The organism is Corynebacterium sp. HMSC30G07, from assembly GCF_001806945.1.
GTDB lineage: Bacteria > Actinomycetota > Actinomycetes > Mycobacteriales > Mycobacteriaceae > Corynebacterium > Corynebacterium riegelii.
This window is the reverse complement of sequence record NZ_KV786462.1, coordinates 54847-69089: the sequence shown is the minus strand read 5'-3', so window position 1 is coordinate 69089 and position 14243 is coordinate 54847. Positions and strand designations below refer to the sequence as shown.

15 protein-coding genes and 5 tRNA genes are annotated in these 14243 nt (G+C 59.7%); 10 read left to right on the top strand and 10 right to left on the bottom strand.

Annotated features, from left to right (window positions below; translation table 11 throughout):
* Nucleotides 1-59: 59 nt before the first annotated feature.
* From HMPREF3104_RS05915 to HMPREF3104_RS05905, 3 genes are all read right to left on the bottom strand, one after another.
* Nucleotides 60-1184, bottom strand: coding sequence for a Dyp-type peroxidase (locus HMPREF3104_RS05915; RefSeq protein WP_070494785.1), 1125 nt, complete (start codon nucleotides 1182-1184; stop codon nucleotides 60-62).
* Nucleotides 1185-1243: 59 nt separating this feature from the next.
* Complete coding sequence (locus HMPREF3104_RS05910; RefSeq protein WP_371441042.1) at nucleotides 1244-1840, bottom strand: copper resistance CopC family protein; 597 nt, start codon at nucleotides 1838-1840, stop codon at nucleotides 1244-1246.
* 177 nt (nucleotides 1841-2017) lie between these two features.
* Nucleotides 2018-2092 (bottom strand) — tRNA-Val (locus tag HMPREF3104_RS05905).
* Between the two features lie 294 nt (nucleotides 2093-2386).
* On the opposite strand from HMPREF3104_RS05905, the gene HMPREF3104_RS05900 reads away from it, so the two are divergent.
* The 7 genes from HMPREF3104_RS05900 (at nucleotide 2387) to msrB (ending at nucleotide 4967) form a co-directional block, all read left to right on the top strand.
* Nucleotides 2387-2462, top strand: a tRNA-Gly gene (locus HMPREF3104_RS05900).
* A 23-nt stretch (nucleotides 2463-2485) separates the two neighbouring features.
* Nucleotides 2486-2557 (top strand) — tRNA-Val (locus HMPREF3104_RS05895).
* A 1-nt stretch (nucleotide 2558) separates the two neighbouring features.
* A tRNA-Gly gene (locus HMPREF3104_RS05890) sits at nucleotides 2559-2634 on the top strand.
* Nucleotide 2635: 1 nt separating this feature from the next.
* A tRNA-Cys gene (locus HMPREF3104_RS05885) sits at nucleotides 2636-2709 on the top strand.
* Nucleotides 2710-2759: 50 nt separating this feature from the next.
* Nucleotides 2760-3434, top strand: coding sequence for a dihydrofolate reductase family protein (locus tag HMPREF3104_RS05880; RefSeq protein ID WP_083278961.1), 675 nt, complete (start codon nucleotides 2760-2762; stop codon nucleotides 3432-3434).
* A 5-nt stretch (nucleotides 3435-3439) separates the two neighbouring features.
* Nucleotides 3440-4618, top strand: coding sequence for a glycosyltransferase family 87 protein (locus HMPREF3104_RS05875; RefSeq protein WP_232305773.1), 1179 nt, complete (start codon nucleotides 3440-3442; stop codon nucleotides 4616-4618).
* Nucleotides 4563-4967, top strand: a complete 405-nt coding sequence (msrB, locus tag HMPREF3104_RS05870) for a peptide-methionine (R)-S-oxide reductase MsrB (RefSeq protein ID WP_070494783.1) — start codon at nucleotides 4563-4565, stop codon at nucleotides 4965-4967. Before HMPREF3104_RS05875 ends, msrB begins: the two co-directional genes overlap by 56 nt.
* A 19-nt stretch (nucleotides 4968-4986) precedes the next feature.
* Here msrB and hemQ read toward each other — a convergent pair whose 3' ends face one another.
* Nucleotides 4987-5688 (bottom strand): hydrogen peroxide-dependent heme synthase, encoded by a 702-nt coding sequence (hemQ, locus tag HMPREF3104_RS05865; protein ID WP_070494782.1) that lies wholly within the window; start codon nucleotides 5686-5688, stop codon nucleotides 4987-4989.
* Nucleotides 5689-5839: 151 nt separating this feature from the next.
* Between hemQ and HMPREF3104_RS05860 the strand changes: the two genes are divergently transcribed.
* Both HMPREF3104_RS05860 and HMPREF3104_RS05855 read left to right on the top strand, forming a co-directional pair.
* The gene (locus HMPREF3104_RS05860; protein ID WP_052206343.1) at nucleotides 5840-6448 is read left to right on the top strand and encodes a DUF3000 domain-containing protein; all 609 of its coding nucleotides are present in this window, start codon (nucleotides 5840-5842) and stop codon (nucleotides 6446-6448) included.
* 24 nt (nucleotides 6449-6472) lie between these two features.
* Nucleotides 6473-7696 (top strand): HRDC domain-containing protein, encoded by a 1224-nt coding sequence (locus tag HMPREF3104_RS05855; RefSeq protein ID WP_070494781.1) that lies wholly within the window; start codon nucleotides 6473-6475, stop codon nucleotides 7694-7696.
* A gap of 10 nt (nucleotides 7697-7706) precedes the next feature.
* Here HMPREF3104_RS05855 and dxs read toward each other — a convergent pair whose 3' ends face one another.
* The 4 genes from dxs to dut form a co-directional block, all read right to left on the bottom strand.
* Nucleotides 7707-9635, bottom strand: coding sequence for a 1-deoxy-D-xylulose-5-phosphate synthase (gene dxs, locus HMPREF3104_RS05850; RefSeq protein ID WP_070494780.1), 1929 nt, complete (start codon nucleotides 9633-9635; stop codon nucleotides 7707-7709).
* 78 nt (nucleotides 9636-9713) lie between these two features.
* Complete coding sequence (locus tag HMPREF3104_RS05845) at nucleotides 9714-10922, bottom strand: class I SAM-dependent RNA methyltransferase (protein WP_256388262.1); 1209 nt, start codon at nucleotides 10920-10922, stop codon at nucleotides 9714-9716.
* A gap of 2 nt (nucleotides 10923-10924) precedes the next feature.
* On the bottom strand, nucleotides 10925-11833 hold the full coding sequence (locus tag HMPREF3104_RS05840) for a DUF3710 domain-containing protein (RefSeq protein ID WP_070494779.1): 909 nt from the start codon (nucleotides 11831-11833) through the stop codon (nucleotides 10925-10927).
* A gap of 40 nt (nucleotides 11834-11873) precedes the next feature.
* Nucleotides 11874-12320: a dUTP diphosphatase gene (gene dut / locus HMPREF3104_RS05835; protein ID WP_083278963.1), complete on the bottom strand. Its 447-nt coding sequence runs from the start codon at nucleotides 12318-12320 to the stop codon at nucleotides 11874-11876.
* Between the two features lie 42 nt (nucleotides 12321-12362).
* Between dut and HMPREF3104_RS05830 the strand changes: the two genes are divergently transcribed.
* Nucleotides 12363-12875, top strand: a complete 513-nt coding sequence (locus HMPREF3104_RS05830; RefSeq protein ID WP_052204012.1) for a DUF3093 domain-containing protein — start codon at nucleotides 12363-12365, stop codon at nucleotides 12873-12875.
* Between the two features lie 32 nt (nucleotides 12876-12907).
* Here HMPREF3104_RS05830 and HMPREF3104_RS05825 read toward each other — a convergent pair whose 3' ends face one another.
* Nucleotides 12908-13201: a DUF4193 domain-containing protein gene (locus HMPREF3104_RS05825; RefSeq protein ID WP_052204010.1), complete on the bottom strand. Its 294-nt coding sequence runs from the start codon at nucleotides 13199-13201 to the stop codon at nucleotides 12908-12910.
* Between the two features lie 127 nt (nucleotides 13202-13328).
* A complete protein-coding gene (locus tag HMPREF3104_RS05820) occupies nucleotides 13329-14189 on the bottom strand; it encodes an inositol monophosphatase family protein (RefSeq protein WP_070494777.1) in 861 nt (286 codons plus the stop codon).
* Between the last annotated feature and the right edge of the window lie 54 nt (nucleotides 14190-14243).

The window sequence follows — 14243 nt, the reverse complement described above, 5'->3', positions numbered from 1 at the left end:
GGAACGTCATACCTGGACGCGCCCCGTTTACAATGCGGTTTGCAATCCTACCCCGGATGCTATGACAAAACCGACTGACCCCAGTAGGCCCGGTCTGCAGATTCCGGGTCCGTCCCCGGCGCAATCCAGTACACGGCGGAACCAATCGCCGTGGTCCACTCGTTGAGCCGGTCGATCTCGTCCAGCCGCTGCTGCACCGGTGTGAACTGTACGTCCGGGTCTTTCTGGAAGGCCACAAAGATCAGGCCGGCCTCGGGCGGTAGGTAGTAGTTGTACGGGCGGCGCTTGAACTTCTGCTCCGGATGGTCCGCAGGTGCCGCTGCGCGCGCCATGTGGGAGTTCGGGTCAATCACACGCAGGCCAAAGTCATCGATCTTGTCAAAGTCGGCTGGGGTGAATTCGTCGCCACCGGAAAGCGGCGCACCGTCATCAAGCGTGCGGCCCACTGACTCCTCCCTGGAGACGCGGTCGAGCTTCTCCCAGTCATCCAGGTCCATCTCAATGCGGCGGATCACCATGGAGGTGGAGCCATCATCGGCAAACACCTGCTCGGCGTATTCCTCTTCCGAGTAAGGGTTGACCGTGCCGTCGATCTGGCCGAAGAGGTTGCGCGGGGTCTGGCCCTTCGGAATGGCCCCGTACGCATTGGCAAAGCCTTGCTGCACCCAGCCAATGTCCACGTAATCCACGCTGGCACGCACCATATGGCGCATCGCCCAGGCACACATCACCGGGTCATCAGCGCAGATCTGCAGAACAAGATCGGTTTGTCCCCATTCCTCACGCAGCTGATCGTGCTGCATGTCCGGAATCGGGTGCAACCAGCTCGGCTTCTTCTCAGGCGCGGCGATATCGAAAACCCGCTCACCAAAGCCCACAGTGAACGTCAGGTTTGCCGGCCACTCCAGCATCTCGGGCTCCAGGCTGCCCAAGGGGTTACGGCCGGCGGCCATCTCACGAGCATCCTCAGTCCACAGCCGCATAAGGTTGCGGATCCCTTTCGCCTCCACCCCCTCGCGCAGGTTGAAGCCAATCATGTTCAGCGAAGCCTGCGTCGGCGTCGAAATACCCGCCTGGTGTGGCCCATCGAATGCAACCGTGGATTTCTTCAGCGGCTGATCGTTCGGCTCAGAGTTACTGGGAACACCTACGGGTGCATCAGTATCACCGCAGGCAGTAGCCATGCTTGCCGACGCCACGACAACCCCACCCGCGAGAAACCCCCTCCTAGAAACCGCCACTTTTACTGCCCCTGTCCTTTACGAAGTTTTCCAAGAGCCGCTACCGCAGCACCTGCAACAACGAGCAAGCCGACAATCGCCAAAACGAGGCGCATGCTGGAGTTACCTTCATCGGCGGCTATCTCGGTCGCTGTGTCCGGTGTGGATTCAGCCGCTTCGGCCAGCGGCTCACCGGTCGGGTTGAACGTAAACGTGGTCATACCCTTCGTTGCGTGCCCGTCGGAAGAAATGATCTGGAAGCCAATGCGGTAATTGCCCGGCTCAACGTCCAAGCCATCGGGCAAATCGAGGCGAACGAAGTTCTGTTCAATCGTAGGCTCGCCGCTAAAAAGCACTTCCGGCTTACCGTCTACGTCTCGCGACAATGCGATGGTGCTAAAGCCCTCTTTAGGAAAACCGGAGAACTCCAGCTCAAGGGTGGTAGGAAATGCGGTAACCACCTCTTTATCAGCGGGTGAACCGCCGATAACTGCGTCATGCGCCAATGCCGCAGGGGCGCTGGCGGCTAGCGCACCAGCTACAACAGCTGCAGCTGCGAACTTGGAAACACGGCTTACACCCCGGCCTGAGCTCATGTGGTGGCTCATGTTGCGACTCATGTTGCGGTGAAATCCTTCCGGTCACTGAATCGTTTTCGCTTGCTACTCACCATAGTGCCCGGGGGTAGACACTTAGTACACCCCTATTGCGGGGTAGATCACCAGCAACGGCACCAAGATACGCATCGGGAAACGGAAAAGCTCCGGCAGAACACTGTCTGCCGGAGCTTTTCCATCTGGTGGTCCTAGCTGGGATCGAACCAGCGACCTTTCCGGTGTGAACGGAACGCTCTTCCACTGAGCCATAGGACCGAACAGATGGGTATGTTACACCGCAACGCCACTGCAGCCGAATCGCCAGCTCAGTAACCCAAACCCCGCCCAAACCCCGCCTCATACCCTGCCTCAACAACCTGCGACTAGCGCCGAGAAATGACACCGGTGTGATGCATTGGCTGCAAACAGCCCATCTTCACACCGAATCCCGCAACACAAACCCCGCCTAACCTGGCGATTTGTCTATTGGCAGCCAAAGGGGTTAATGTTCTATCTCGCACAACGCAGTCACCCAAACGGTGAAGCCGAAACGGTACAGCACAGTGCAATGCGGATGTAGCGCAGTTGGTAGCGCATCACCTTGCCAAGGTGAGGGTCGCGAGTTCGAGTCTCGTCATCCGCTCCAAGTCCCCTAGTGGGACTTTTCCCGCGCGATTAGCTCAGCGGGAGAGCGCTTCCCTGACACGGAAGAGGTCACTGGTTCAATCCCAGTATCGCGCACGCGGATGTAGCGCAGTTGGTAGCGCATCACCTTGCCAAGGTGAGGGTCGCGAGTTCGAGTCTCGTCATCCGCTCCACGGTGGATTGGTCGAGTGGTTAGGCAACGGTCTGCAAAACCGTGTACACGGGTTCGATTCCCGTATCCACCTCCAATCACACAGCCTCGGTAAAGCGAAAGTTTTACCGAGGTTATTCTTTTTCCATGCCCGCTTCCCCACACATGGCCCAGCTAATCGGCCCCACGCAAGCACCAGGCGAGCCAGAGCTACGCGCGGTGGCAATCAACACGCTGTTCGGCGCCTTTGCCCGCAAGGGCATATCCGGCGAGTTGGGCAACGTGACAGACTCCAAACTGCTTGCAGCGCTTCGACAGTGGTCAGACTGTGTCCTGGTTGGCGCCGGCACAGTTGCCGCCGAGCAGTACGGTCCCTCTGCTACCCCCATTGCGGTGGTTACGCGCTCACTGGAGCTCGACCCCTCGCTTCCCATCTTTGGCACCGAGCGCCTCATCATTCTCACCCCAGCGCGTTCGCTTGCCGACGCCACCCGTACCTCCACCATCCGCACCCTCGAGAATCTCGGCGCAACGATTGTGAGTTCTGGCGACGGATCGGCGTCCAGCATCGTGCGGGCGCTACGGGATCTCGGATTTGCCCGCATTCTTTGTGAGGGCGGACCACACCTCTACGCACAGATGCTGGACGCGAATTTGATCGATGTGTTGCATGTGACGGTTGACGTAAGCGTCGGCAGTCAGGATGGCCCCTGGGGCCTTGAGCTTGACCGGAACCGTAACTACGTGCGGCGCTTTGAGGTGGAAGATGCCACCGTGGACCAGCGCGCCATGATCTTTACCCGGCTGCGGCGGGTACGGTAATGCGAGTGAAAGCAGCAAACGCCTTTGCCTGGCCCATCGCACTTTGCCTCATCCTGCACAGGCTCATTGTGCTTGCACGAACCGGGTCGGTGACAGACGATTTCACCACCGTATGGTCGGCCGCCCGCCGCTTCGTGGAGCGTGTGCCGGTGTACAACGAGATCTACCACCACGTTAACCCCCATTACCTGTACAACCCGGGCGCTACCTTGCTGCTCTCGCCGCTGGGGCTGATCACCAGTGTGGATGCGGCGAGACCCTGGTTTATCCTGGCCAACGCAATTGCCATCATTGCTGCCCTTGCTTGGCTTACTCGTCTCAGCGGCTATGAGCTGAAACACCCGATGTTTCCCATCGCATTGGCGTTGGCCTTTGCCACGGAGGCCGTGACCAACACCCTTGTGTTTTCAAATATCAACGGCATCCTGCTGCTCGCACTGACGGCATTTCTTGCGCTGACGATGGCGCGCCGTGACATCGCTGCTGGTGTGGTCTTAGGTCTGGCGATCTTGGTCAAGCCAATGTTTCTGCCCCTTGTGGCGCTGCCGTTTTTCCTGTTCCGCTGGCGCAGCGTGATTGCCGCGGTGATTGTCCCTGTAGTGATGAACGCAATTGCCTGGCCGCTTACCCCCGGAGCAAACGATTACGTAACCAAACTCGTGCCGTACTTGGGCATTACGCGCGATTATGCCAACTCTTCCCTTGCCGGCTTTGCCGTCTACTTTGGCATGCCAGACTGGATGCACCGCGTGCTGTTCCTCTTCTTTGCGGCCGCTGTGGCTATTGCCGTGCTGGCCTTGTTGCGCTGGCGAAACGTTGATCAGTGGCTCTGGCTCACAGTGAGCTCTGCCGTGCTCCTTGCAGGTGTGTGCCTGTTGTCCTCGTTGGGGCAGGCCTACTACTCCATGATGCTCTTCCCCGCGTTGTTTACCGTGGTGCGTACGCATTCCCCCATGCACCTGTGGACTGCGTGGCTGGGAGCGTTCCTGTGCCTTTCCCCCTTAAACTGGTGGAGTCCCCACCACCCAGCGCTTGGGGGCTGGCTCAACACCTTCCTCCCTACTGCAGGGTGGGCGATCTTCATCCTTGCTGTCACAACCTGGGCTGTGGTGACTACGCTTCAACACCATGACGGATTACAAAAACTGGACCGAAGCGCAGTGGCGCGAGAAGCTCACGCCTGAGGAGTTCTACGTACTTCGCGAGGCTGGCACTGAGCCCCCAGGGGTTGGCGAATACACGAACACCACCACAGAAGGCGTGTACCACTGCCGGGCGTGTGGCGAGGAGTTGTTCCGCTCTACCGAAAAGTTTGAATCTCACTGCGGCTGGCCGTCATTCTTCTCCCCCGCCGACAGCGATAAGGTCATCGAGCGCGAAGACCGCTCCCACGGCATGGTCCGCACAGAAGTGCTCTGCGCCACGTGTGGCTCCCACCTCGGCCACGTGTTTGCCGGTGAGGGCTATAACACCCCCACCGACATGCGCTACTGCATCAACTCCATCTCAATGACGCTAGAGCCAAAGCAGTAGTTCGCAGCCCAGTCTGTAACTACGGCAGAATCTCAATGATCTCTGCAATGTCGCCAACACGACGGCCCGTCTGGAACGGGATCTCTTCACGCACGTGGCGGCGTGCCTCGGTGTGGCGCATCTTGTGCATCAGCCCCTCGATGCGCAGCAGGGTCGGCGCTTCGAATGCGAGCATCCATTCGTAGTCACCCAAGGTAAACGCCTCAACGGTGTTGGCGCGCACGTCTGCAAAGTCACGCGCTGCCATGCCGTGCTCCGCTAGGATGCGGCGGCGCTCCTGCGGGTCCAGCAGGTACCACTCGTAGGAACGCACGAACGGGTAGACCGTAATCCAGTCGCCCGGCTCCTCACCCATGATGAAGCTTGGCAGATGGGACTTGTTGAACTCTGCCGGGCGGTGGACACCGTTGCCAATCCAGCTGACCTCAACAAGCTGACCCAACGTCGTCGTACGACGGAAATCTGCCAGCGCCTTCTGCAACTGGGAGAACTCTTCTGCGTGCCACCAGATCATGAAGTCAGCGTCTGCGCGGATTCCGGTGTTGTCATAGATACCGCGAACGGTCACAACACCCTCGTTCTCAAGGTTGGTGAAGAAAGCCTGAGCCTCTTCAATAACCTTGCTGCGGTCCTGCCCCAGTGCGCCGGGGATTGCGCGGAATACCGCAAACTGGAGGTAACGCTGCACAGCGTTCAGGGCATCAAAATCGAGCTTGGCCATGGGCACCCTTTCTCTAGGGATCAATCGAAAGTTCTACTTCACCCTACTACCGTACTACCCCTCAAGCGGCGCGCCTCCACGGATAGCCGCCCGCGCACCGATAGCTTTGATTGCTGTGAAGCACTCGGACACCTCCTCTGCCCCGGTTTCAATCAGCGCCGCGCTCAGCGGGGCGACATCTGACTCCACCCCGGCGGCGACACCCGCGGAGTTCTCTGCGGCTGTTGAGTCAATGCATGCGGCTCGCCTGCGCCCAGAGATCACTCTTGGCACCATCCGCCCGCCACAACGCCCAGCGCCGTATTCGCACGCCATTGGCCTTGAGGTTGATCGCGGTGAGGATGTCACTGATTCCATGGATTCGGATGGCGATGCATTCGGCCGCCTTATCCTGCTGCACTCCCCTGACGCCGAGGAAGCGTGGGAGGGCTCGATGCGCCTTGTCGCCTACATTCAGGCGGACATGGATGATGCCGTGGCGTCGGATCCTTTGCTTCCCGACGTTGCGTGGCAGTGGCTCAACGAGTCATTAGCACAGCGCGGCGCTGGTTTTACCAACCTTGGCGGCACAGTAACTTCCACAGCATCGGTTCGCTTCGGTGAGATTGGAGGCCCGCCACGGGCATACCAGTTGGAGATGCGCGCCTCTTGGACTGCCGACAGCTTGGACCTCGCACCCCACGTGGAGGCATTTTCGCAGGTACTGGCACATGTGGCCGGGTTGCCTCCAGAAGGTGTGACAGAGCTGGGACAAAGGTAAACGTACGCTGTAAAATAGTCCTTCGTGACACTAAGACCAGAGTATGAATATGTGGATAGCCCAGAGGGCTTCCACCGCGTTGCCAGGGCACTTGCCCAAGGCCGAGGCCCGTTTGCAATAGATACGGAGCGCGCATCTGCCTATCGTTTTGATGACCGGGCATTCTTGGTCCAAATCTACCGTCGAGGCGCCGGCGCCTTCCTGCTTGCACCGGAGGGCCACCGCAAACACTTCACCGCCGCCCTTGCGCCCGTAATCAACGGCGAAGAATGGATCATCCACGCCGCCGGTGAAGATTTGCAGGCCCTAGCCATGATGCAGCTACACCCCGGCACGCTGTTTGATACTGAGCTCGCCGCACGTTTTGCGGGCTTTACGCGACCCAACCTCGGCGCGATGGTGAAGCACTTCACCGGCGTGCACCTAGACAAGAGTCATGGCCGCGAAAACTGGTCAAAAACTCCGCTGCCAAAGGCCTGGTTGGATTACGCGGCACTTGACGTGCTGTATCTCCATGACCTCGCGGAAGCACTTGCAGAGGTTCTAGACACCGCAGGGGTGCTCCCATTTGCGGAAGCAGAGTTCGAGCACCTGATTGATACCCGCAGCCTCGAATCCCCCGTGGAGCGAAACTGGCTTGATTTGAAGGGGATATCCACGGTGCGTACCGCCCGTGGACTGCAGTTAGTCCGCGAGTTGTTCTCAATCCGTGAACGCCGCGCGTTTGGGTCTGACGTATCGCCGTCCATGATCATGCCGAACCAAGTGCTGATTGCTATTGGACGGGCTGAGCCCACCACCGAAGTTCAGCTTTCCCGCGTGCGGGGTTTTCCATCCCACGACGATGCGATCACTCGTACGTGGATGAGTTACGTTGAACGCGCGTTGAGTGATGAGGAGGTCACGTGGCCGTCCCCAAGGGAACGGAGAGCGAAAGTGGCTCCCTCCCCTGTGAAGTGGAAGCGCGAATGCCCTGAGAGCTGGGCCAGGGTGCAGCTGGCCAAAGAGTACATTGAGGAAGCCGCAACGGAGCTTGGAATCCCCGGAGTTAACCTGTTGTCCTCCTCCACGCTGCGCGGGGCACTGTGGAATCAATGGGAAGCATCAGGTGGGCAGATACAAGGATTAGACACACACGCCCTGATCCCAATACTCGTTGACGCGGGTGCGCGCCAGTGGCAGGCAGAAGCCGCGGCGCCGCTAGTAGCAGCCGCACTGCACGAGCCGATCGAGATCCCGCAGGCCTAGCACCGCAGGCCTAACAGTCCTCCAGGCCGGCCACCCACTCGCGCAGCTGCTGTGCGGCGGAGACTGGATCAAGTCCGTACTGGGCCAGCAGCTCACCACGTGAGGCATGTTCTGGGAAAATATCCGGAAATGCCAGGTGGCGCACTGGTGTGGTTACCGATGCCGCGGCCAGGGCTTCCCCAATTGCAGAGCCCACACCGCCGCGCACGATGCCGTCCTCGTAGACCACCACCATGTCGTGGTCCACGGCCAGAGATACGATGTCGGGCGAAACCGGAACCACCCAGCGCGGGTCTACAACGGTGACACGGATCCCGTCGGCGGCAAGGTCGTGGGCCACCTGCATGGCGTACTCCGCAAACGTACCAACAGCGACCAGCAGCACGTCCACGTTGTCATCGCGGTCTTCATCTACCTCACCTGCGGGTACATGCAGCACATCGACGCCGCTATCCAAACGCTGAACGGCATCAATGTTGTCCGCCACCGTGCCCTTCGGGAAGCGCACAAGCGTCGGCCCGTCCTCCACCGCAATCGCCTCGCGGAACGTTTCGCGCAAACGCTCCGGATCACGTGGCGCAGCGATTCGAATGCCAGGCACGATCGAGGTCAGCGCCATATCCCAAACGCCGTTGTGGCTCGCGCCGTCAGTACCCGTTACACCTGCGCGGTCTAAGACAAGGGTAACGGGTTGGTTGAGCAACGCAACGTCCATAAGCAACTGATCAAATGCCCTGTTCAGGAACGTGGAGTACACCGCAACCACAGGGTGCATGCCGCCAAGCGCAAGACCGGCTGCAGATGCCACGGCATGTTGCTCCGCAATGCCAACGTCAAAGAAGCGGTCTGGGAACTCTTCTGCAAACGGCGCAAGGCCGGTCGGCCCCGCCATCGCCGCAGTAATTGCGACGATGTCATCGCGCTCACGGCCAGCCTTCAACAGCTCCTGGGTAAACACCGACGTCCAACCGGGGGCCGATTTGGACAGCGACTTCCCTGTCACCGGGTCAATCACACCCGTAGAGTGCATTTGGTCTGCCTCATTGTTCACCGCAGGGGCAAAGCCGTGTCCCTTTTCCGTCAGCACATGGATAATCAGCGGGCCGCGGTAGGTGCTGGCGTAATTAAACACGTTCAGCAAAGACTTCAAATCGTGCCCATCCACAGGGCCGACGTATTTCATGCCCAGTTCAGAGAACATCTCCGTGGGCACCACCTGGTGCTTCACGCCAGCTTTGAGTGCCTGGAGTGCGCCAAAGGTCCGCTCGCCTACCCAGCCCATAGACTTCAGGGTCTTCTTGCCGGACTCCATCACCTCGTCATAGCCAGGCTGGATCCGAATCTGCGCAAACTGATCACGCAGCCGCGCCAGGTTCGCCGCAAAACCACCGATGGTCGGCGAATAGGAGCGCCCATTGTCATTGACCACAATGACCACGTTGCGGTCCCCATCCGCAATATTGTTCAACGCCTCCCAGCACATACCGCCAGTCAACGCGCCATCTCCCACCACAGCAATCACGTGGTCATCTTCTTCACCGCGCAGCTGCTTCGCCTTTGCCAACCCATCCGCGTAAGACAAGGATGCAGACGCGTGAGAAGACTCCGTCCAGTCATGCTCTGATTCCGCGCGTGAGGTGTAGCCAGACAGGCCGCCGCGCTGGCGCAACGTATCAAACTGTCCCGCACGCCCAGTCAGGATCTTGTGCACATACGACTGATGCGACGTGTCAAAAATGAACGGATCCTGCGGTGAGTTAAACACTCGGTGCAGAGCAATCGTCAACTCAACCACGCCCAGGTTTGGGCCCAGGTGACCACCAGTAGCGGACACCTTTTCAATCAAAAGTTGGCGAATCTCATCCGCAAGCTGGCTCAACTCTTCCTGCGACAGCCCCTTAAGGTCTGCCGGCGAAGCGATTGTCTCGAGCAGTCTCACGGTTGATGTGCACTCCTATCGGTTACTAACTTCCCCGCAATCTTACACGCGGCGGCTAAGGCAAAGAATCGTTTGGGCTTAGCGCGGTTCAAGTACTGCGATCGTTTCAAAGTGGTGCGTATTCGGAAACGCATCGATCAAGCCGAGCCGCTTGACTTCGTAGCCGCCTTCGCGCCACGCTGCAACGTCACGAGCAAAGGTCGCCGGGTCACACCCAATGTGAATGACCCGCTCCGGAGCCTTCGCCGCGATCGCAGCCACCACCTGTGCGCCCGCACCGGTTCGCGGCGGGTCAAGCACTACAAGCCCTGGGGCTTCAAGCTTATCGACGCCCCGCTCAACCCTCTCAGCCACAACCCGCACATCAATGCCGTCTAGTGCCGGCTGCGTACGCGATGTTGCTGCTGGTGAGTAATCCACCGAAATTACGCTCGCACCGCCAGTCGCCGCATGGATAGCAGGTACAAACGCGCCGACACCGCCGTAGAGATCCCACGCCACGTCCGACTTGTAGGTGCCTTTGCCCCACTGCTCGATGACTCTGGCGTAAGCGTTCGGCGCAGCTGTGTGCGCTTGCCAGAAGGCAGTTGCAGGAAACTGAAAGGTCGAAGAGCCGTAGCCTGCCTCAATGCGCTGCGTGACCTCACCGGATCCCTCGACCACGGTGTTAATGTGTTCCACCCTTTTGCCCCGCATAGCGCGAGTGGTCTGCACAATATGCCGCGTACCGGTGCTGTCCATAACAGCAACAACCTCGCTACCCGGGCTAAAACTCGGCAACGAATCCATAAGCCCCACAACCGGCTGCGTACACGTAGCGGAGGTAACAACCTCAGTCGAGCGGGCCTTGCGCACCCCGGCGCGGCCGTGGTCGTCCACGCCCAAGCGCACTCGGGTGCGCCAATGCGTCGACGGCGGAAGGCTCACTGCCTCAATCGGCAGTTCCTCTGCGTTTGCCGTTTGCGCGAGTGCGCGCATCTGACCACGCAAAATCTCTGTTTTTAGCCCGAGCTGCGCTTCTGGGGCAATGTGGCTGAAGTCGCAACAGCCAGCACCAGCAGCGGCTGCCGGGCACGTGTGCGCCACGCGCATCTCAGACGGCGTGCGTACCTCCACCCGTTCTGCGCGCGCCCAGCGCTTCTTGGACTTCGTAATACGAGCCTCAACGGTGTCGCCGGGGATGGTGCCGGCGATGAAGACCACGCGACCGTCGTCAAGCTGGGCGATGCCCTCGCCACCATGGGCCATACGTGTCACCGTGACGGTGACGTGTTGCGCTTCAGCCACCACTAGTCGTTCTTGCGGCTAGCTTCGCTCTGCTCCAGAATCTGGCGCAGCGCATCCGACAAAGCGTTCGGGCTCGGGGTTGCCGGAGCATCACCCGTAGTACCCGCAGCCTGGCCCTGCGCCTGAGCGGCACGAGCCTGAACTGCCTGCTGTACCTGGGCTGCCAACTGCTGCGGCAAAGTCACCGGAAGCGAGTTGCCGGAAAGGATTGCGTCCTGGCCACGGTAGATAAAGGAACGCGCGACAACCTCGCGGCCAAGTTGTGCGAGCTGCTCCTCGCGGCCAGTTGGCGCAGCAAGCGTCACACGGTAGAGCCAACGTGGGCCTTCCACACCAATAATGCGGATCAGGCCGTTGGTGCCCTCCCCAACAACCTCACGCCCCCACGGGCCCTCTTCAAAGTGCATAGGCATGCCCTCAGAACGCATACCCTCACCGATCTCTTCGGAGGATTCCTCCCACAGACCACCGGTGCGCGGGGCTGCAAACGCCACTGGAGTCAGACGGCCAAACTCAGTAACAATGTGGACCATCTTCGGGCCCTGCTCCCCCATCTCAACCTGGACCTGAGAGCCCTTCGGCATCGGGATACGGACAGAACCAAGGTTCAGCGTTACATCCGAGAAATCAGTGAAGTCAAAGTCTTCGATCTCAACCGAATCACCGTCAAACGGGCCGGTGGAGCCACCAACTGGGTCGTAGTTTTCAATCTTGGTGGTGCCAGGAGCCTGAGCAACCGCCGCACCGGTGGCTGCCGGCGTCTCAGCCTCCGGCTGGGCTGCAGCCGACGAGACGTCTGTGTCCTCAGAGGTTGCTACAGCAGCATCTTCAGTCGTGGTCTCCTTGATCGACTGCTGCGCCTCTTGCTCCTGCTTTGCCTTCTTTTTCTTACCAAACGGCCAAAATGCCATGGCTTTTCATTCTCCTTAACGTGTTGCTTCTCAGCTGACTTTAGTGGGTGCCGGTAGAACCGTAACCGCCCGCACCGCGCTCTGTGTCATCCAGTTCATCCACTTCAACAAAATCAACCAGCTCCACTTTCTGCACCACCAACTGGGCAATGCGCATCCCGCGGGTGATCTCAATCGGGGTGGTTGTATCCGTATTCAGCAAGCACACCTTCAGCTCACCACGGTACTGCGCATCCACAGTGCCGGGGGCGTTCACAATGGTCAGTCCCTGTTTTGCCGCAAGTCCAGAACGGGGATGGATCAACCCAACGGTGCCCATTGGCAACGCAACAGCAATGCCTGTGGAAACCAGCGCACGCTGCCCTGGCTGCAACGTAATGTCTTCAGTGGAGTGAAGGTCTGCGCCGGCATCGCCAGCATGCGCACGAAACGGCATTGGGATGTCCGGGTCGAGGCGCTTCACGCGCAAGGGGGGAAGGTCAGTCAGTACTAATTCGCTCACCCAGCCAACCCTACTAAGGTTTGATGGGTGACCGACAACAACGTTTCCCCGAACGCTTCCCCGCAAGTGCTCTACACGGAGCGCCAGTGGGTCCCTTGGTACTGGTGGGCCACCGGCTTAGGGTTGACGCTGCTGCTGGCGGGCCAATTTGGACTCAACCGCAATATCTGGTGGTTCATCATCCCGCTCATCCTCATCGGGGCGATGGTGCTGTGGTTCCTCATTTGGCTGTCAAAGACAGTGGTCCAAGTAGAAATGGACGCAGATGGCACACGCTGGCTCATCGTCGAAGACGCGAACCTGCCAGCAAACGTAGTAACGCGTTCAACCGTGGTGCCGGCATCTGCGCGCCAGAACGCACTTGGCCGTCAGCTTGACCCGGCCGCGTTCCTGGTGTCCCACACCTGGGTTCCGGAACACGTCCTACTCGTGCTCGATGATCCAGAAGATCCCACCCCGTACTGGATGATTGCCACCCGCAACCCGGAACGAGTACTGGAAACGTTCCTGCCCGAACAGGCAGCGGCCGCCCACCCCTAGCGGCCAGACCGCGTAATTAGCCGCAGTCAGTTCTACTCACAGTCCAGGCAGATCATGGCGCCGTTCGGCTCCTCGTATGCAAGGCGCTTGCGCTTTTGCACTAAGAAGCAGGACGAGCACGTGAACTCGTCATCCTGACGCGGCTTGACCTCAACGTTGAGCTCCTCACCGGAAATCTCCTGTGCGGGCAGTTCAAACGCTTCGACGATTTCACCGTCATCATCCATGCTGCTGCCAGCAACTTCCGCGGCTTTCAGGCCTTCGAGAGAGTCGGTCTCGATGTCGTCGTCCATCCGGCGGCGCGGCGCATCGTAGTCGGTAGCCATGGTGTGATTCCTCCAGCTGTGTTACGTGTTTACGGGCCTCCGAGAGGGCCCGGTATCAGCGGAATACTAAAACACACAAGCATTTCTGTCATCAAAGCTGGTAAATAGGGGTAACGGGGGTAATTTATTATCCCTCCATTGGTTGTGTAGCACCGCTGGATTCCAGGAGGTCTACAAAGCTATCCCACACACGCGGCGCAGCGGCAATCACCGGTGCCCCAATCGCCCCTTGATCCTCCAGGCCAGGGTGCTGGATTGTTGCTCCTGCTTCAGCCGCGATCACAGCTCCTGCAGCGTAGTCCCATGGATGTGTGCCGTGCTCGTAGTAGGCATCCACCCTCCCCTCTGCAAGATGGCATAGGTCCAATGCGGCGGAGCCGAAACGGCGAATGTCGCGCACGCGCGGCAAGATCCGCTGCAACAACACTGCCTGCTTTGCACGCCAAGCAGAGTCGTAGGCAAAGCCGGTAGCTACAAGCGAGGTCGCCGTGTCATCCGCACGGGAAGCTCGAAGCTGCACCGTCTCGCCCTCACGCTCAACCCACGCCCCTGCCCCGGCTGCTGCGAAGTAGCAATCGCCGTTGGCAACGTTTACTACGCATCCGGCGACAAACTGGCCGTTAATCGCCGCCCCCACTGACACGGCATAGGCAGGAAGGCCGTAGAGGAAGTTCACGGTGCCGTCGATAGGGTCGACGACCCAACTCACGCCCGTGCTTCCCGCAACGTTTGCACCTTCCTCACCAACAATCCCATCGTCTGGCCGAAGCTGCCGAAGCTGGCGCACAATCTGGGCTTCGGATGCCTTATCCACTGCCGTAACTGGGTCTACTGCGGAAGATTTGGTTGAGGTGACCTGCGCGATCGAGCCGTGGTGCGAGAGAAAGTCACGCTGGTGGGCAACGAGCGCGGCCGCCTCACGAGCAAGCTGCACACAGAGGTCTTTGAGTTCTTCGGGGCTTGGGGTCCTGCTAGGGGTCTTAGGCATGACCCCATCGTGCCAGAGGTGCAAGCAGCGCCGCGGTGGCGATAGACTCGCCGG